The organism is Pseudomonas sp. EZ-C24 (assembly GCF_014525325.1).
GTDB classification, from domain to species: Bacteria; Pseudomonadota; Gammaproteobacteria; order Pseudomonadales; family Pseudomonadaceae; genus Aquipseudomonas; species Aquipseudomonas shirazensis.
The window spans coordinates 180,895-198,464 of sequence record NZ_JACDIU010000008.1 but is presented as its reverse complement, the minus strand read 5'-3'; the positions used below and the strand labels follow the sequence as shown (position 1 = coordinate 198,464).

At 61.6% G+C, this 17,570-nt stretch carries 14 protein-coding genes; all 14 read right to left on the bottom strand.

The features are described 5' to 3' along the window. Window positions 1-259 precede the first annotated feature (259 nt). Window positions 260-1,555 (bottom strand): tRNA lysidine(34) synthetase TilS, encoded by a 1,296-nt coding sequence (tilS, locus tag IDM28_RS05685; RefSeq protein ID WP_188035529.1) that lies wholly within the window; start codon window positions 1,553-1,555, stop codon window positions 260-262. Window positions 1,556-1,611: 56 nt separating this feature from the next. After that, the gene (locus IDM28_RS05680; protein ID WP_101317270.1) at window positions 1,612-2,559 is read right to left on the bottom strand and encodes an acetyl-CoA carboxylase carboxyltransferase subunit alpha; all 948 of its coding nucleotides are present in this window, start codon (window positions 2,557-2,559) and stop codon (window positions 1,612-1,614) included. A gap of 106 nt (window positions 2,560-2,665) precedes the next feature. Beyond that, window positions 2,666-6,190 carry a DNA polymerase III subunit alpha gene (dnaE, locus tag IDM28_RS05675; RefSeq protein ID WP_188035528.1) on the bottom strand — a complete coding sequence of 1,175 codons (3,525 nt, stop codon included), beginning with the start codon at window positions 6,188-6,190 and terminating at the stop codon, window positions 2,666-2,668. A gap of 112 nt (window positions 6,191-6,302) precedes the next feature. Further along, on the bottom strand, window positions 6,303-6,926 hold the full coding sequence (gene rnhB, locus IDM28_RS05670; protein WP_101317266.1) for a ribonuclease HII: 624 nt from the start codon (window positions 6,924-6,926) through the stop codon (window positions 6,303-6,305). Then, complete coding sequence (gene lpxB / locus IDM28_RS05665) at window positions 6,927-8,054, bottom strand: lipid-A-disaccharide synthase (protein WP_181088546.1); 1,128 nt, start codon at window positions 8,052-8,054, stop codon at window positions 6,927-6,929. Window position 8,055: 1 nt separating this feature from the next. Further along, window positions 8,056-8,832, bottom strand: coding sequence for an acyl-ACP--UDP-N-acetylglucosamine O-acyltransferase (lpxA, locus tag IDM28_RS05660; RefSeq protein ID WP_101317262.1), 777 nt, complete (start codon window positions 8,830-8,832; stop codon window positions 8,056-8,058). Next, window positions 8,829-9,269 (bottom strand): 3-hydroxyacyl-ACP dehydratase FabZ, encoded by a 441-nt coding sequence (gene fabZ, locus IDM28_RS05655; RefSeq protein WP_101317259.1) that lies wholly within the window; start codon window positions 9,267-9,269, stop codon window positions 8,829-8,831. The genes lpxA and fabZ overlap by 4 nt, the downstream gene beginning before the upstream one ends. Before the next feature lie 115 nt (window positions 9,270-9,384). After that, the gene (gene lpxD, locus IDM28_RS05650; RefSeq protein WP_188035527.1) at window positions 9,385-10,440 is read right to left on the bottom strand and encodes a UDP-3-O-(3-hydroxymyristoyl)glucosamine N-acyltransferase; all 1,056 of its coding nucleotides are present in this window, start codon (window positions 10,438-10,440) and stop codon (window positions 9,385-9,387) included. A gap of 1 nt (window position 10,441) precedes the next feature. Continuing rightward, on the bottom strand, window positions 10,442-10,945 hold the full coding sequence (locus tag IDM28_RS05645) for an OmpH family outer membrane protein (protein WP_101317254.1): 504 nt from the start codon (window positions 10,943-10,945) through the stop codon (window positions 10,442-10,444). A 45-nt stretch (window positions 10,946-10,990) separates the two neighbouring features. Continuing rightward, window positions 10,991-13,339, bottom strand: a complete 2,349-nt coding sequence (gene bamA / locus IDM28_RS05640) for an outer membrane protein assembly factor BamA (RefSeq protein ID WP_101317252.1) — start codon at window positions 13,337-13,339, stop codon at window positions 10,991-10,993. 73 nt (window positions 13,340-13,412) lie between these two features. Further along, window positions 13,413-14,765 carry an RIP metalloprotease RseP gene (gene rseP, locus IDM28_RS05635; protein ID WP_188035526.1) on the bottom strand — a complete coding sequence of 451 codons (1,353 nt, stop codon included), beginning with the start codon at window positions 14,763-14,765 and terminating at the stop codon, window positions 13,413-13,415. Window positions 14,766-14,811: 46 nt separating this feature from the next. Further along, the gene (ispC, locus tag IDM28_RS05630; protein WP_188035525.1) at window positions 14,812-16,002 is read right to left on the bottom strand and encodes a 1-deoxy-D-xylulose-5-phosphate reductoisomerase; all 1,191 of its coding nucleotides are present in this window, start codon (window positions 16,000-16,002) and stop codon (window positions 14,812-14,814) included. Further along, window positions 15,999-16,814 carry a phosphatidate cytidylyltransferase gene (locus IDM28_RS05625; protein WP_101317247.1) on the bottom strand — a complete coding sequence of 272 codons (816 nt, stop codon included), beginning with the start codon at window positions 16,812-16,814 and terminating at the stop codon, window positions 15,999-16,001. The genes ispC and IDM28_RS05625 overlap by 4 nt, the downstream gene beginning before the upstream one ends. Continuing rightward, window positions 16,814-17,569: a polyprenyl diphosphate synthase gene (uppS, locus tag IDM28_RS05620; protein ID WP_103436325.1), complete on the bottom strand. Its 756-nt coding sequence runs from the start codon at window positions 17,567-17,569 to the stop codon at window positions 16,814-16,816. Before uppS ends, IDM28_RS05625 begins: the two co-directional genes overlap by 1 nt. Between the last annotated feature and the right edge of the window lies 1 nt (window position 17,570).

The window sequence follows — 17,570 nt, the reverse complement described above, 5'->3', positions numbered from 1 at the left end:
GAAGTCTGCGTTAAAGCGGCTAGCGCCGCCGGAGAAAGCGAAGGAAGGCCGAAGCCCCCGATCACCTGCGTCAATCACAGTGCATCTCGAAAAACTGCCGCGTCTGTACAGACCAGGTGCATACCCGGCATGGAGCTCGCTCGTCATTTTAGGAAATCAGCCCAGCAAAAAACTGCTTGGTAATCGGCAACTGCTGTGTTTTCGATGAAGCCACAGAAGTTGTATCAAGAAGGGAGGGTAGTCTACCGGAATCTAATCCTCAGCTCAAACCTTGCGCGTTGCTCGGCATCCGCCACTCCAAGGTACAGTCGCCCTGGGCCAGTTGCGGCAGGTTGGCCACTGCCAGCAGGCGCTCGCCCTGCCACAGCAGCGGCAGCCTTGGCCGAATGAAGTGTGGCACCTGATGTTCGTTGAGCAAGCGCTTGAGGTCGCGGTGGCCGCGGCCGGGTAGCGCCAGCCGTTCGCCGCCCTGACGATAGGCAATCCGCAGCGCTGCCTGCGGCAACGTACCGCACAGGCGTACGCGGCCGTTGCCCGGCAACTCTAGCGGCCGGCCATGATCCGGCCAGGCGAGCTCGCCTGAAGGGGCGGTCAGCCAATCGCCGCTGAGCCACCAGATGCGGCCGTGGCTGCGTTGCAACTGGCCGTCGGCCAGGCGCCAGATGGGTTGCGCGTCATCGGCGGCGTCGCGCAACGCTTCCCAACCGACCCAATGGCGGCTATCCGGCAACCGCGTGCGAGTGCTTAACCAGTACTGCAAAGCATTGCGCTGACGGGCGGGCGAGAGTGCCTTGAGCGCTTCCAGAGCGAGTGAGTCCAGCCCAGGCCATGCGCTCGGAGCGCCCTGCCCTGCCAGCGCCAGGTCGTCAGCGGCGAGTTCGTTGAGCAGGCTCAGCGCCTCGCCCAGATGATCGGCACTGCGCGCCAGGCTCTGGCTGGCTTGCGGCCAGCGCTGGTGCAGCAGCGGCAAAGCCTCGCCGCGCAGAAAATTACGGGCATAGTGGGTGTCGGCATTGCTCGGGTCTTCTATCCAGCGCAGTTGGGACTGCTCGGCATAGCTGTGCAATTGTTGCCGCGACAGGGCCAGCAATGGCCTGACCAACTGCCCCTGGCCAAGCGGCCTGGCTGCTGGCATTGCCGCCAGGCCACGCAAGCCGGCGCCGCGCAATAGCCTGAACAGCAGGGTTTCAGCCTGATCGTCGCGGTGCTGGCCGGTGAACAGGACTTCACCGGGGCGCAGAATGTCGGCAAAGGCGTGATAACGAGCATTGCGCGCGGCTTGCTCGAGGCTGGCGCCGGGCGCGACCGTGACGTGGATGACCTGCAGTTCGATGGCGAGCTTGTCGCACAGGGATTGGCAATGGGCTGGCCAGCTGTCGGCGGCGGCTTGCAGGCCGTGGTGGATGTGGATGGCACGCAGGGGGGGCGCGTGGTGGTGGCGGGTGTAGTCAGCGAGAAGGTGCAGGAGGACGCTGGAGTCGAGGCCGCCGGAGAGGGCGACATACCACGCGGGAGCGTGCTGCCAGGGGGAAAGGCTGTGGGTGAGGTCGATCATGTGTGCCTCACTGAGAAGCTGGGGTCGCTGCGCGACCCCGACGGCATCAACTCAGATCAGAGACCGTAGCTCATCAGGCGGTCATAACGACGCTTGAGCAGCGTGTCATGGTCCAGTCCACTGAGCATATCCAGCTGCTGAATCAGCTCGCCACGAATGGTTTGCGAAACCTTGACTGGATCACGATGGGCGCCGCCCAGCGGCTCCTCGATCACTTGGTCGACGATATTCAAGCTCTTCAGGCGCTCGGCAGTGATACCCATCGCTTCGGCTGCATCGGCAGCCTTGTCGGCGGTTTTCCACAGGATCGAAGCGCAACCTTCCGGCGAGATCACCGCATAGGTCGAGTACTGCAGCATGTTCAACTGGTCACAGACACCAATGGCCAGGGCACCGCCCGAACCACCTTCGCCAATCACGGTGGCGATAATCGGGGTTTTCAGCCGCGCCATGACACGCAGGTTCCAGGCAATAGCCTCGCTCTGGTTGCGCTCTTCGGCGTCGATGCCTGGGTAGGCACCCGGAGTATCGATGAAGGTCAGGATCGGCATCTTGAAGCGCTCGGCCATTTCCATGAGGCGGCAGGCCTTGCGGTAGCCTTCCGGACGCGGCATACCGAAGTTGCGACGCACCTTCTCGCGCACTTCACGGCCTTTCTGGTGACCGATGACCATCACCGGCTTGCCGTCCAGACGCGCAGTACCACCAACAATGGCAGCGTCGTCGGAGAAGTGGCGGTCGCCGTGCAGCTCTTCGAACTCGGTGAAGATGTGCTGCAGGTAGTCCAGTGTGTACGGCCGGCGCGGGTGACGAGCCAGGCGCGCAATCTGCCAGCTGGTCAGATTGCTGAAGATGCTTTCGGTGAGGGTGCTGCTCTTGTCTTGCAGACGGGCAATCTCATCGCTGATGTTCAGCGAGTTGTCATTGCCAACCAGACGCAGCTCTTCAATCTTGGCTTGCAGGTCGGCAATCGGCTGTTCGAAATCGAGGAAATTCGGGTTCATAGGCATCCGTCTTGGGTCTACGGCCAGGCGGCCGGCCGGTTGATCCGTTTGGCGCCCTACCTTAAAGGATCAGGCGCATTCAGGTCGAGATTAAAAAATCATCGCATTAGCGGTATTGCAGGAAGACGTTCTCACGCCCGAACTGGTCACGCAGGGCTTGAATCAGCCCGTCCGCCGGGTCGATCGCCCAGTCATTACTAAACTGCAGCATGGCCTTGGCGTCGTTACCGGTGTATTCAAGGGTGATCGGACAACCGCCACGATGACGGGTGATCAGTTCACCCAGCCAGCGCAGGCGGTCACCTTTGAGTGCATCATGGGCGACCTTCAGGCGCAGGCTCTCGGCCAGCCGCGTGCGCGCGTCTTCCATGGTCATCACCTGCTTGACGCGCAGGCGCAGGCCGCCAGAGAAATCATCGTTACTGACCTCGCCCTCGACCACGACCATGGCATCGTTCTGCAACAGTGCCTGGGCGGCCATGAACGAGTCTGCGAACAGCGAGGCTTCGATGCGTCCGGAGCGGTCATCGAGGGTGACGAAGCCCATCTTGTCACCTTTCTTGTTCTTCATCACGCGCAAGGCAATGATCATCCCGGCCACCGTCTGCACTTCGCGCGACGGTTTCAGGTCGATGATCCGCTGGCGGGCGAAGCGGCGGATTTCGCCTTCGTACTCGTCGATCGGGTGGCCGGTCAGGTACAGCCCCAGCGTGTCCTTTTCCCCTTTCAAGCGCTCTTTGAGGGTCAGCTCGCGCGCCTTGCGGTGGTTGGCATAAACGTCGACATCGGCTTCGACGAACAGCCCGCCAAACAGGTCGATGTGGCCGCTATCGGCGGTCCGCGCGGTCTGCTCGGCCGACTTCACCGCCTCTTCGAGCGCCGACATCAGCGCTGCCCGGTTGCGGTCGATGTTGGCCTGGTAGGCCTTGATCTCGTCGTGGAAGTGCGGCCCGAGGCGATCCAGCGCACCGCTGCGGATCAGTGCATCGAGAGTACGCTTGTTGACCCGCTTGAGGTCGATGCGCTCACAGAAGTCGAATAGATCCTTGAACGGCCCGCCGGCACTGCGCGCCTCGACAATGGCCTCCACCGGCCCTTCACCTACACCCTTGATCGCGCCCAGGCCATAAATGATGCGTCCATCGTCGTCGACTGTGAACTTGAACTCGGAGGCGTTCACATCCGGGGCGTCAAGGCGCAGTTTCATGGTGCGCACTTCTTCGATCAGCACCACCACCTTGTCGGTGTTGTGCATATCCGCAGAAAGTACGGCCGCCATGAACGGCGCCGGGTAGTGCGTCTTGAGCCAGGCGGTCTGATAAGAAACCAGGCCGTAGGCGGCCGAGTGCGACTTGTTGAAGCCGTAGCCGGCGAATTTTTCTACCAGATCGAAGATGTTACCGGCCAGATCCGCACTGATGCCGTTGTTGGCACAACCCTCGATGAAGCCGCCGCGCTGCTTGGCCATCTCTTCGGGCTTTTTCTTACCCATCGCCCGACGCAGCATGTCAGCGCCGCCGAGGGTGTAGCCGGCCATGACCTGGGCGATCTGCATCACCTGTTCCTGATACAGGATGATGCCGTAGGTCGGTGCCAATACAGGCTGCAGGCCTTCGTACTGGTAGTCCGGGTGTGGGTAGGCCAGCTCGGCGCGACCGTGTTTACGGTTGATGAAGTCATCAACCATGCCCGACTGCAGTGGGCCTGGGCGGAACAACGCCACCAATGCGATAAGGTCTTCCAGGCAGTCGGGCTTGAGCTTCTTGATCAGCTCTTTCATGCCGCGCGACTCGAGCTGGAATACCGCAGTGGTCTCGGCCTTTTGCAGCAGCTCGTAGGTTTTCTTGTCGTCCAGCGGGATGAAGTCGATGTTCAGATCGGGCAAGCCTTCCTTGGCCTGCTCGCGATTGATCGTCTCCATCGCCCACTTGATGATGGTCAGGGTGCGCAGGCCGAGGAAGTCGAACTTGACCAGCCCCGCCGCCTCGACGTCGTCCTTGTCGAACTGGGTTACCAGGCCGCCGCCCTCTTCGTCACAGGCGATCGGCGAAAAGTCGGTGAGCTTGGTTGGTGCGATAACCACACCACCCGCGTGCTTGCCGGTACCGCGGCAGACGCCCTCGAGCTTGAGGGCCATGTCCCAGATCTCGCGGCCATCCTCGTCACTCTTGAGGAAGTCGCGCAGCACCTCCTCCTGCTCGTAGGCCTTTTCCAGCGTCATGCCGACTTCGAACGGGATCATCTTCGACAGACGATCAGCCAGCCCGTAGGACTTGCCCTGCACCCGCGCCACATCGCGCACCACCGCTTTCGCAGCCATGGTGCCAAAGGTGATGATCTGGCTTACCGCGTTACGCCCGTAGGCGTCGGCGACGTACTCGATGACTCGGTCGCGGCCATCCATGCAGAAGTCGACGTCGAAGTCGGGCATCGATACCCGCTCAGGGTTGAGGAAGCGCTCGAACAGCAGGTCGTAGGCCAGCGGGTCCAGGTCGGTGATCTTCAACACGTAGGCGACCAGCGAACCGGCACCCGAACCCCGGCCAGGGCCGACCGGCACGCCGTTGTTCTTGGCCCACTTGATGAAGTCCATAACGATCAGGAAGTAACCGGGGAAGCCCATTTGGATGATGATATCCAGCTCGAACTTGAGCCGGTCCAGATAGACCTGACGCTTGGCTTGGTAGTCCTCGGTAGTGTCCTTGGGCAGGATCACCGTCAGCCGTTCTTCCAGGCCCTCGTGGGAAACGTGGCGCAGGTAGTCATCGATGCCCATGCCATTGGGCGTCGGGAAGTCGGGCAGGAAGTGCTTGCCCAGTTGCACCTCGATGTTGCAGCGCTTGGCGATTTCCACCGTGTTGGCCACGGCGTCGGGCAGGTCGCTGAACAGCTCGACCATCTCTTCCTGGCTTTTCAGGTATTGCTGATCGCTGTACAGGCGCGGTCGGCGCGGGTCGTCGAGGGTCCAGCCCTCACCGATGCAGACGCGGGTTTCGTGGGCGTCAAAATCAGTCTGTTTGATGAAGCGCACATCGTTGGTCGCGACCAGCGGCGCGCCAACCCGGTCAGCCAGGGCTACAGCGGCGTGCAGGTAGTCTTCATCACCAGGACGATTGGTGCGCTGCAGCTCGACGTAGAAGCGCCCGGGGAACATGCCCAGCCAGTCGCGCAGCAAGGCTTCGGCCTCTGCGCTGCGGCCGCTGAGCAGGGCCATGCCGATATCCCCTTCGCGGGCGGCAGACAGTGCGATCAAGCCTTCGCTGGCCGGGGCTATCCAGTCGCGCTGGATGACCACCAAGCCATTGCGCTGGCCGTCGACCCAGCCGCGCGAAATCAATTCGGTGAGGTTGCGATAACCCTTGGGGTTCATCGCCAGGAAGCAGATACGCGACAATGGCGCTTCCGGATCAGCCCCGGCCAGCCACAAATCGGCGCCGCAAATCGGCTTGATGCCGTTGCCCATCGCGCTCTTGTAGAACTTCACCAACGAGCACATGTTGCTCTGGTCGGTAATCGCCACTGCCGGCATGTTCAGTCCGGCCAAGGCCTTGGCCAGCGGCTTGATCCGCACCAGGCCATCAACCAGGGAGAATTCGGAGTGCACACGAAGGTGAACGAAAGAAACCGACATGTAAGGGGGCCTATAGCAGAGCAGCGGACAAGCGCGGGATTGTACCGCAAATGTGATCGGCTGCGCTGCCACGTGACGGCCTGCAGGGTCGCAGCGCGACCCGCGCGGGCAATCAGATCAGCGAGGTAGGCACGCCCGCACGGGCTTCCCAGGCCACCCGCACCGGCGCGAAGGAGCGCCGGTGGATCGGCGTAGGCCCAAGCCGGGCCAGCGCCTCAAGGTGCACGGGGGTCGGATAGCCTTTGTGACCACCCATACCGTAGCCGGGGTAGATCAACTCGAAGGCGCTCATCTCGCGGTCGCGGGTGACCTTGGCCAGGATCGACGCGGCAGCGATCGCAGGCACCTTGGCGTCGCCCTGCACCACTGGGGCGGATGGCACAGCCAGCACCGGGCAGCGATTGCCATCGATCAAGGCAAGCTTGGGCGTGATGCTCAAGCCCTCGACCGCGCGCTGCATGGCCAGCATGGTGGCATGGAGAATGTTCAGCCGGTCGATTTCATCAACCTCAGCCCGCGCAATGCAAAAGCTCAGGGCTTTTTCGCAGATTTCGTCGAACAACGCTTCGCGCCTGGCTTCGGTGAGCTTTTTGGAGTCGTTCAAGCCGAGGATCGGCCGCCGTGGATCGAGGATCACCGCTGCCGTAACCACCGCACCGCAGAGTGGCCCGCGGCCAACTTCGTCGACGCCTGCAACGAGTTCTTCGACCAGGTTGAAATCCAGTCCCAGCTGCATCTAGCGTCGCTCCAACAAGGCCAGCACTGCGTCCGCCGCCTGGTTCGAGGCGTCACGGCGGAGGGTGCGGTGAATCTGATCAAAGCTGTCAGTCTGATGCTGACCATCGGCAAGTAACGGTGCCAGGGTCTGCGCCAGGGCCTCGCTGGTGGCGGCGTCCTGCAGCAGTTCCGGCACCAACATGCGCTGCGCCAACAGATTGGGCAGCGACACATAGGGGCTTTTGACCATGCGTTTGAGAATCCAGTAGGTCAGCGGCGCCAGGCGATAGGCGACAACCATTGGCCGCTTGTACAGCATCGCTTCCAGCGTAGCGGTACCCGACGCAATCAGCACTGCATCGCAGGCGGCCAGTGCCTGATGTGACTGACCATCAAGCAGAGTCAGCGGCAGGTCGCGACCTGCCAGCATCTGCTCGATCTGCTCACGGCGGGTCTGGTTGGCGCAGGGCAAGACAAACCGCACACCCGGGATCAACTGCTGCAAACGCTCGGCGGCCTCCAGGAACAGCGCACCCAGCCGGCCGACTTCGCCGCCGCGGCTGCCGGGCATCAATGCCACCAGCGGCCCGGCGGGCAGGCCCAGCTCGGCACGAGCGGCTTGACGGTCAGCCTCCAGCGGAATCGTATCGGCCAGCGGATGGCCGACAAAGCGCACCGGTACACCCTGCTCTTCATAGAAGCGCGCCTCGAATGGCAGCAGGGTCAGCATCAGGTCGCAGCCTTCGCGGATCTTCAGCACCCGCTTCTGCCGCCAGGCCCAGACCGACGGGCTGACGTAGTGCACGGTCTTGATGCCGTGCTGGCGCAGTTTCAGTTCAATATTGAGGGTGAAGTCGGGTGCATCGATGCCGATGAACACATCGGGCTTCGCGTCAAGCAGGGTCTCGATCAGCAGTTTGCGTCGCTTGAGCAGCTCACGCAGACGCCCGAGCACCTCAACCAGACCCATCACTGCCAGGCGCTCCATGGGGAAGTAGGACTGCATGCCCTCGGCCTCCATCAACGGGCCGCCGACACCGATAAAGCGCACACCAGGATGGCGCGCCTTGAGTGCGCGCATCAAACCGGAGCCAAGGATATCGCCGCTGGCCTCACCTGCGACCAACGCTACACAAAGCTCACTCATATCAGCGGGTGATGCCGCGAGCGGAGCTCTGGATGGAGGCACGGAACAGCTCGACCTCAGGGTGCAATGCAGCCAACTCCTGCAACTCGTTGATAGCCTCGTCAGCCGTCAAGCCCTGGCGATAGACCATTTTGTAGGCCTTGCGCAGCGCGAGGATGACTTCATCGCTGAATCCACGCCGACGCATGCCTTCGAAGTTCATGCTGCGGGCTTCGGCCGGGCTGCCAAATACAGTGACGAACGCGGGTACGTCCTTGCCGATCGCGGTGCCCATGCCGGAAAACGCGTGAGCGCCGATATGGCAGTACTGATGAACCAGGGTGTAACCAGACAGAATTGCCCAGTCGCCCACATGCACATGGCCAGCCAGCGCAGTGTTGTTGACCAGAATGCAATTGTTGCCGATCACGCTGTCATGGCCAATGTGGGCATAGGCCATGATCAAATTGTGATCGCCGAGGGTGGTTTCAGCACGGTCCTGAACGGTTCCGCGGTGAATGGTCACGCCTTCGCGGATCACGTTGTGGTCGCCGATCACCAGACGCGTCGCTTCACCCTTGTACTTGAGGTCAGGGGTGTCTTCGCCAATCGAGGAAAACTGGTAGATACGGTTGTTCTTGCCGATCCGGGTCGGCCCTTTGAGTACCACATGTGGGCCGATTACTGTGCCCTCCCCGATTTCGACATCGGGACCAATGATCGACCAGGGGCCCACCTCGACACCGTCCGCCAGCCTGGCAGAAGGATCGACGATAGCCCGCGGATCAATTGAATTCATAGGGAGCGTTCCGCACAGGTAATCTGCGCCGAGCATACCGGCTTGCCGTCAACCAGGGCACGGCACTCAAACTTCCAGATCATGCTCTTGCGGCTGAGGAACTTGGCTTCCAGGACCAACTGGTCGCCTGGCAACACTGGCTGACGGAAGCGTAGCTTGTCGGAGCCAACGAAGTAGTACAGCGTGCCGTCTGCCGGCTTGGCATCGAGCATCTTGAACCCGAGAATCCCGGCTGCCTGGGCCATGGCTTCGATGATCAGCACGCCTGGCATGATCGGGTGGGCCGGGAAGTGGCCATTGAAGAACGGCTCGTTGATGCTGACATTCTTGTAGGCACGAATGCTCTGGGCCTCGAAGTCCAGCTCCGTGACCCGGTCCACCAGCAGGAACGGGTAACGGTGAGGCAGGTATTCGCGAATCTCGTTGATGTCCATCATTTCGGGGGGAAGCCTGTAGTAAGAATAGGGAGCGCAGGTGCTGACCACACGCTCCTTTAGCAATCCAATAGAGGAGCCAGCTAGCAACGGATCACTCTTGGCTCAGGAAATGGTATCAGCCTTCTGATGTCGGCTGGCCACCTGAGGTCACGGTCTCGAAGCGTTTTTCCATCTGCTGCAGGCGTTTGGCCATATCGTCGAGCTGGCGAATCCGCGCCGCACTCTTGCGCCAATCACCCAGCGGCTGCATGGCCGTGCCGGAAGAATAGGCACCCGGCTCGGTGATCGAACGGGTAACCATGGTCATGCCGGAGACGAACACGTTGTCGCAGACATCGATATGGCCAACCATGCCGACACCGCCAGCAATGGTGCAATGCTTGCCAATGCGGGTACTGCCAGAGATGCCGACACACGCGGCCATAGCCGTGTGATCGCCAATCTGCACGTTGTGCGCGATCTGGATCTGGTTGTCGAGCTTGACCCCGTTGCCGATCTGGGTATCCGCCAATGCACCGCGGTCTACCGCAGTATTGACGCCGATCTCGACATCATCACCGATGCTCACACCGCCGATCTGGGCAATCTTGCGCCAGACGCCCTTCTCATTGGCAAAGCCGAAGCCCTCGCCGCCGATCACCGCACCGGACTGAATCGTCACCCGCGCACCAATGGTCACGTCGTGATACAGCGTGACCCGCGGGGCCAGCCAGCCGCCTTCGCCAATCACACAGCGCGCACCAATGAAGCAGTGCGCACCCACGGTGACATTGGCAGCGATGCGCGCACCGCTCTCGATCACCGCAAACGGCCCAATGCTGGCACTGGCATCGACCTGAGCGTCATCAGCAACCACGGCGCTGGGGTGAATCCCCGCTACAGCCTTGGGCTTTGGATCAAACAGGTGAGAGATGCGCGCGTAAGCCAGATACGGGTCGGCGACGATCAGGGTGTTACCGGCGAAGCTTTCGGCGTCTGCTGCCTTGAGCAGAACCGCAGAAGCCTGGGAATTGTCCAGGTACTTGCGGTACTGCGGGTTGGCGAGAAAGCTCAATTGCCCGGGACCGGCCTCCTGCAAGGTGGCCAGCCCGGTAATCTGCAGCGCCTCGGGCCCCTTGAGGGTAGCGCCGAGCGCCTCGGCCAATTGGCCGAGCGTCATGGTCACGGTCATATCAACGGGCTTGGTTCATGCGCTCGATGACTTGGCGAGTGATGTCGTACTGCGGTTTGACATCGATCACTGCGCCGCGCTCGAGCACCAGGTCAAAGCCGCCTTTCTTGATCACTTCTTCAACAGCACCGTCCAGCTTCGGCTTGAGCTGCTTGAGCATGTCACGGTCGGCAACGGCCTTGGCTTCGTTGAGTTCCTTGGACTGGAACTGGAAGTCACGGGCTTTTTGCTTGAACTCGAGCTCAAGACGCTCACGCTCTTGCTGCTGCATCTTGTCGCCGCCTTTGAGCAGACGGTCCTGGATGCCTTTGGCGCTGCTTTCCAGGCCCTTGAGCTTGGTCAGTTGCGGGCCGAACTTCTTCTCGGCATCGACGGCGTAACGCTTGGCGGCGTCCGACTCGAGCAGTGCCATCTGATAGTTCAGCACAGCCACTTTCATTTCGGCGAAAGCGGGGGTGGCGACCAGCGCCGCAGCCACGAAGGCCAGTTGGGTCAACTTACGCACGATGCACTCCTGGAGAATCCGTTGTCGTTTAGCACGGGGCTGACCTTAGAAGGTCTGCCCCAGAGAGAATTGGAACACCTGGGTTTCGGCTTCTGCCGGCTTCTTGATCGGCATTGCCAAACTGAAGCTCAACGGGCCCAGCGCAGTGATCCAGGTTACGCCCAGGCCAACCGAACTGGCCATGTCCGAGAAGCCGACCTTGGTGCAATCAGGCTTGGAACCGCAGTTGGTGTCGAACACGTTACCCACGTCCCAGAACACGGAGGTGCGCAGCGAGCGCTGGTCCTTGACGAACGGCAGCGGGAACAGCAACTCGACACCACCCTGGACCAGCACGTTGCCACCGAAGGCCAACGGATCCTGATCGGGGTCAGCCGCAGTACCCGGACGGTTACCCTTGCTCGGCGTACTGCGCGGGCCGAGGGTGTTGTCCTTGAAGCCACGTACCGAGTTGAAACCACCGGCGTAGTAGTTCTCGTAGAACGGCAGACCAGAGGTGCTGCCATAACCGTCACCGTAACCCAGCTCAGTGTGCAGACGCAGGGTGTAATCGTTGGACAGCGGCTTGAACAGCTGGCCACGGTAGTCCAGTTTGTAGAACGACAGGTCGCTGCCCGGCACGGTGCTTTCCAGGGTCAGACTCTGGGAGTGACCACGGGTAGCCAGTACACCTTTGTTCAGGGTCGATTCGGACCAGCCGACAGACGCCTTGAAGTTGAGGAAGTTGTCGCCCTCTTTGTCGACGAAGTCGAAGATCTCGTCAACGGTGTAGCGACCGGTCTTCAGCTTGTCCTGCTGCACGCTCAGGCCGTAGGTCAGACGCGATGTCTCGCTGATCGGGTAACCGACGCTGACACCGGCACCCAGGCTGTCTACTGCGTAGCTGGCCACGTCGACGTCGAGGTCGTCGTAGTCGGTGCTGCGGTAGAAGGCGTTGTAACCCAGGCTGACGCCATCGGCAGTCCAGTAGGGGTCAACGAAGCCAAAGTTGTAGCGGGTCTGGTATTCGCTGCGGGTCAAACCGATCGAAACCTTGTTACCGGTACCGAGGAAGTTGGTCTGGCTGATCGAACCACCGAGGATCAAACCGGCGCTCTGGGCGAAACCGACGCTGGCAGTGATCGAACCGGAGGCCTGCTCTTCAACGCTGTAGTTGACGTCGACCTGGTCATCGGTACCCGGCACAGGCGGGGTCTCGACGTTGACTTCCTTGAAGAAGCCCAGACGCTCAAGGCGAGTCTTGGACTGGTCGATCAGGTAGGTCGAAGCCCAGCCGCCTTCCATCTGGCGCATTTCGCGACGCAGCACTTCATCTTCGGTCTTGGTGTTGCCGCGGTAGTTGATGCGGTTGACGTAGGCACGCTTGCCCGGGTCGACCACGAACATGATGTCGACGGTGTGGTCTTCATCGTGCGCCTGCGGCACGCCGTTGACGTTGGCGAAGGTATAGCCTTCGTTACCCAGACGACGGGTGATCAGGTCGGACGTGGTGGTCATCACCTTGCGCGAGAAGACCTGGCCTGGCTGCACCAGCAGCAGCGACTGAACCTGGTCTTCCGGCACCTTGAGGTCACCGGACAGCTTCACGTCACGAACGGTGTACTTCTCACCTTCGTTGATGTTGACGGTGATGTAGACGTGCTTCTTGTCCGGGGTGATCGACACCTGGGTAGAAGCGATGTCCATGTTGATGTAGCCGCGGTCCAGGTAGTAGGAGCGCAGACGCTCGAGGTCACCGGAGAGTTTTTCGCGGGCATACTTGTCGTCGTTCTTGAAGAACGACAACCAGTTGGTGGTTTTCAGCTCGAACAACTGGCCGAGTTCGTCATCATCGAACACGGTGTTGCCCACCACGTTGATGTGCTGGATCGCGGCAACCGTGCCTTCGTTGATGTTGATCTTCAGGCCAACCCGGTTACGCGGCTGTGGCACGACTTCAGCTTCGACCTCGGCCGAGTAGCGGCCCTGGGCCACGTACTGACGTTGCAGTTCGTTACGCACACCCTCGAGGGTGGCGCGCTGGAAGATCTCGCCTTCGGCCAGACCAGACTGCTTCAGACCTTTCATCAGGTCTTCAGTGCTGATCGCCTTGTTGCCTTCGATCTCGATGCTGGCTACCGACGGACGTTCGACCACATTGATGATCAAGACGTTGCCGTCGCGGCTCAGCTGGATATCCTGGAAGAAGCCAGTCTTGAACAGCGAGCGGGTGGAATCCACCAGGCGACGGTCGTCAGCCTGATCGCCCACGTTCAGAGGCAGTGCGCCGAACACGCTGCCGGCGGAAACCCGCTGCAGGCCGTTGACGCGGATATCGGAGATGGTGAAGGACTCAGCGTGAACTTCAGCGATCATCAGTGCGGAGAGGACCGCAGTTAGCAGCAGACGTTTCATGAAGTCCTTTTATTCCAACTGGCAATAAACAACCCGCCGCAAAAAGGCGGCAGGTTTGCAATTGAGCGAAGCTTTATAGTCGACCCAGATCGTTGATCAGGGCGAGCAACATCACCCCTATGACCAAACTTATACCGATCTGGACCCCCCAACCTTGCACCCGATCCGACAGCGGACGGCCGCGTGCCAACTCGATCAGGTAGAACAACAGATGCCCCCCATCCAGTACTGGAATGGGCAGCAGGTTCAGAACCCCCAGGCTTATGCTCAGGTAGGCCAGGAAATTCAGGAAATCCCCAACGCCCGACTGGGCTGAAGCGCCCGCCACTTTAGCAATGGTTATCGGTCCGCTCAAGTTTTTTACCGAGAGCTCGCCGAACAGCATTTTCTTCAACGACTCAAGGGTCAGAATGCTCATGTTCCAGGTCCGCGTCAGGCCTTCGCCCATCGCGGCCAGCGGCCCATAGCTGACTTCGCGCAGCATCGTCGCCGGCCATTCGCCACCTTTGACCCCTGCCCCGAGGTAACCACCGGAGGCCTGGCCTTCGCCTTTGCGCGCCAGGGTTACCGCGACATTCAGCACCGCAGCATCGCGCTCGATCCGCAGCTGCACCTTGGCCTCTGGGCGGGCACGCACGCTGTCGACCACTTGCTGCCAGTCGTTAAGGGCAATGTCATCCAGGCTCAGCAGCTTGTCACCGGTTTTCAGCCCCGCTGCCGCCGCCGGCCCGTTCGGGTCGATTTCGGCCAGTACCGGGGCAATCACCGGGCGCCACGGGCGCAGACCCAGCGACTGGATCGGATCGGGTTCATCCGCCCCGCGCAGCCACTGGTTCAAGTTGATCTCGTGTTGCTTCTCGGCAGTGCTGCCCTCGTCCAGCACACCCACGCGCAGGGTGCCGCTCTCGCCAAGGCGGCGCACCAGTTGCAGGTTGACCGCAGACCAGCCATTGGTCGCCTTGCCGTCCACCGAGACGATTTCCTGGCCAGCAGCGAGGCCGGCACTGGCGGCCAGGCTACCCGCCTCGACCGCACCGATGACCGGCCGTACCTGCTGGGTGCCAAGCATGGCCAGCAGCCAGAAGAACACGATTGCCAGGAGGAAGTTGGCGATCGGCCCAGCGGCGACAATGGCGATGCGCTGGCCGACCGGCTTGCGATTGAACGACTGCTCGATCAGCGCCGGCGGCACTTCGCCCTCGCGCTCGTCGAGCATCTTCACGTAACCGCCCAGCGGAATGGCCGCAACCACGAATTCCGTGCCATGCCGGTCGTGCCAGCGCAACAGCGGGGTGCCGAAGCCTACCGAGAAACGCAGCACCTTGACCCCGCAACGGCGCGCAACCCAGAAATGACCAAATTCATGGAAGGTGACCAGCACGCCCAACGCAACCAGGGTACCGATGATCATGTAGAGCGCAGTCATATCCATCTCCGAAAGACGTTCAGGACAACCCTGGAGCGAGCACGCATCAGCGGCCGTTCCGCCGCAGCCATTCCCGGGACAGCTCCCGCGCGCGCTGGTCGGCGCCAAACACCGCATCCAGCGACGTCAGTGGCACAACTGGCTCCTGTTCGAGCACCTGCTCGATCATACCCGCGATCTCCGGGAAGCGGATACGCCGCTGCAAAAATGCCTCAACTGCCACTTCATTGGCCGCATTGAGTACCGCAGGTGCACTGTGGCCGGCTTCTGCCGCCTGACGCGCCAGGCGCAGGCAGGGGAAGCGTTGCGGATCGGGCGCCTGGAAATCCAGCCGGGCAATGGCAAACAGGTCAAGCGGGGCAACGCCGGAGTCGATCCGCTCTGGCCAGGCCAGCGCATTGGCAATCGGCGTGCGCATGTCCGGATTACCCAATTGGGCGAGCACCGAACCATCGACGTAATCCACCAATGAGTGGATCACGCTTTGCGGATGCACCACGACTTCGACCTGAGCTGGCGCAGCATCGAACAGCCAGCACGCCTCGATCAACTCGAGGCCCTTGTTCATCATGCTCGCCGAGTCGACCGAAATCTTGCGCCCCATCGACCAGTTGGGATGGGCACAGGCCTGCTCGGGCGTGACTGTTTCAAGCTGCGCCGATGGCGTTTCGCGGAACGGCCCGCCGGAGGCCGTCAGCAAGATGCGGCGCACGCCAACTGCACCCAGACCACGCGCATAATCGCCGGGCAAGCATTGGAAAATGGCATTGTGCTCGCTGTCGATCGGCAGCAACACCGCGCCACTGCGCCGTACTGCGTCCATGAACAACGCGCCGGACATAACCAGCGCTTCCTTGTTGGCGAGCAGAACCTTCTTGCCGGCCTCAACCGCCGCCAGGGTTGGACGCAAGCCAGCAGCACCGACGATCGCAGCCATTACCGCGTCGACTTCGCTGGCTGCAGCCACCTGACACAGGCCGGCCTCGCCTTCGAGCACCTCGGTAGCACTGCCCGCCGCCGCCAGATCCGCACGCAGGCGCAGCGCAGCGTCAGCGCTTGGTACCACAGCAAACGCTGGGCTATGGCGCAAACACAGCGCCAGCAGCTGCTCGACCTGGGAATAGCCGCTGAGCGCAAATACCTGGTAGCGCTCTGGGTGACGGCCAATCACGTCAAGCGTGCTCAGACCAATCGAACCGGTAGCGCCAAGCACCGTGATCCGTTGCCTACGGCTCACATGACACCCCATTCAGCGGCCCACAGCAGCACGGCGAACATCGGGATGGCAGCGGTCAGGCTGTCAATGCGGTCAAGCACACCACCATGGCCAGGCAGCAGGTTGCTGCTGTCCTTGATGCCTTCGCGGCGCTTGAACATGCTTTCAGTGAGATCACCCACCACCGAAGCCATCACCACCACTACCGCACCCAGCAGCCCCAACAGCAGCTGGCCGATGCTCCAGTCACGCACCAGGCCTACGCCCAAGGCGATCAGCAGGCTGACGGCAAGGCCGCCATACACGCCTTCCCAGCTCTTGCCGGGGCTGACGTGAGGGGCCAGCTTGCGCTTGCCGAACGCGCGACCGGAAAAGTACGCACCGATGTCGGCAGACCACACCAGCACCATCACCGAGAGAATCAGGAAGTTGCCCAGCGGCCAGTGCTTGAGCAACACCAGGCCTTGCCAGGCCGGCAGCAGCACCAGCAAGCCGATCAGCAGGCGGCAGGCGGCACTCGACCACAGTTCGCTGCTGCGCGGGTAGGTCAGCACCAGCCAGGTCGCCAACCCCCACCAGATCACCGCTGCGCCGAGCACCCAAGGCGCCAGTTCGGGCAACAGGTACAGCAGCATCAACGCCGCCGCCACCACAGCGGCATAAGCGATGCGCATTGGTTGAGCCATCAAGCCGGCCAGACGCGCCCATTCCCAGGCGCCCAAGGTGACCACACAGCCGATGAACAGGGCGAAGTCGCCGCCCTGCAGAAGAAAGAATCCAGCCAGTGCAATCGGCAGCAGGATCAGCGCAGTAATGATGCGTTGTTTAAGCATTAAGCACGAGCTCCAGCCTCGACCTGCTCGCTGGTTTTCCCGAAGCGGCGTTGGCGCGAAGCGAAATCGGCCAGCGCGGTACGCATGGCCTCGTGTTTGAAGTCCGGCCAGAACAGGTCGGAGAAATACAGCTCGGCGTAGGCCAGCTGCCACAACAGGAAGTTACTGATGCGATGCTCGCCGCCGGTACGAATACACAAGTCAGGCAGCGGCAGGTCGCCGGTCGACAGACAGGCCTGCAACAACCCCGGAGTGATGTCATCCGGGCGCAGATGCCCAGCCTGCACCTCACGGGCCAGCCGTTGCGCTGCCTGGGCGATATCCCACTGACCACCATAATTGGCAGCGACCTGCAGGATGAAGCGATTGCTGCCGGCGGTTGCCGCTTCGGCCTCGCGCATGGCGGCCTGCAGCTCCGGATGAAAGCGGCTGCGATCACCGATGATGCGCAGGCTGATGTTGTTGTCATTGAGGCGCCGGGCTTCGCGGCGCAAGGCCGTGAAAAACAACTCCATCAATGCGCCGACTTCATCGGCCGGGCGTTGCCAGTTTTCACTGGAGAAGGCGAACAGGGTCAGGACTTCGACACCCGCCTCGGCACATACTTCAATCACCGCGCGCACAGCATCCACGCCAGCTTTATGCCCGGCAACACCGGGCAGCAGACGCTTCTTCGCCCAGCGATTGTTGCCGTCCATGATGATCGCGACGTGACGCGGCACCCCTGACGGCGCCGCTTGCTTGGTCTTTTCCATG

Excerpts from the sequence above, each read along its gene's own strand:
- IDM28_RS05625 (WP_101317247.1), bottom strand. The coding sequence starts at position 16,814 with ATGCTTAAACAACGCATCATTACTGCGCTGATCCTGCTGCCGATTGCA.
- bamA (WP_101317252.1), bottom strand. The coding sequence starts at position 13,339 with ATGAAACGTCTGCTGCTAACTGCGGTCCTCTCCGCACTGATGATCGCT.
- rseP (WP_188035526.1), bottom strand. The coding sequence starts at position 14,765 with ATGACTGCGCTCTACATGATCATCGGTACCCTGGTTGCGTTGGGCGTG.
- lpxA (WP_101317262.1), bottom strand. The coding sequence starts at position 8,832 with ATGAATTCAATTGATCCGCGGGCTATCGTCGATCCTTCTGCCAGGCTG.
- lpxD (WP_188035527.1), bottom strand. The coding sequence starts at position 10,440 with ATGACCGTGACCATGACGCTCGGCCAATTGGCCGAGGCGCTCGGCGCT.
- lpxB (WP_181088546.1), bottom strand. The coding sequence starts at position 8,054 with ATGAGTGAGCTTTGTGTAGCGTTGGTCGCAGGTGAGGCCAGCGGCGAT.
- uppS (WP_103436325.1), bottom strand. The coding sequence starts at position 17,569 with ATGGAAAAGACCAAGCAAGCGGCGCCGTCAGGGGTGCCGCGTCACGTC.
- dnaE (WP_188035528.1), bottom strand. The coding sequence starts at position 6,190 with ATGTCGGTTTCTTTCGTTCACCTTCGTGTGCACTCCGAATTCTCCCTG.
- fabZ (WP_101317259.1), bottom strand. The coding sequence starts at position 9,269 with ATGATGGACATCAACGAGATTCGCGAATACCTGCCTCACCGTTACCCG.
- rnhB (WP_101317266.1), bottom strand. The coding sequence starts at position 6,926 with ATGCAGCTGGGACTGGATTTCAACCTGGTCGAAGAACTCGTTGCAGGC.
- tilS (WP_188035529.1), bottom strand. The coding sequence starts at position 1,555 with ATGATCGACCTCACCCACAGCCTTTCCCCCTGGCAGCACGCTCCCGCG.
- IDM28_RS05680 (WP_101317270.1), bottom strand. The coding sequence starts at position 2,559 with ATGAACCCGAATTTCCTCGATTTCGAACAGCCGATTGCCGACCTGCAA.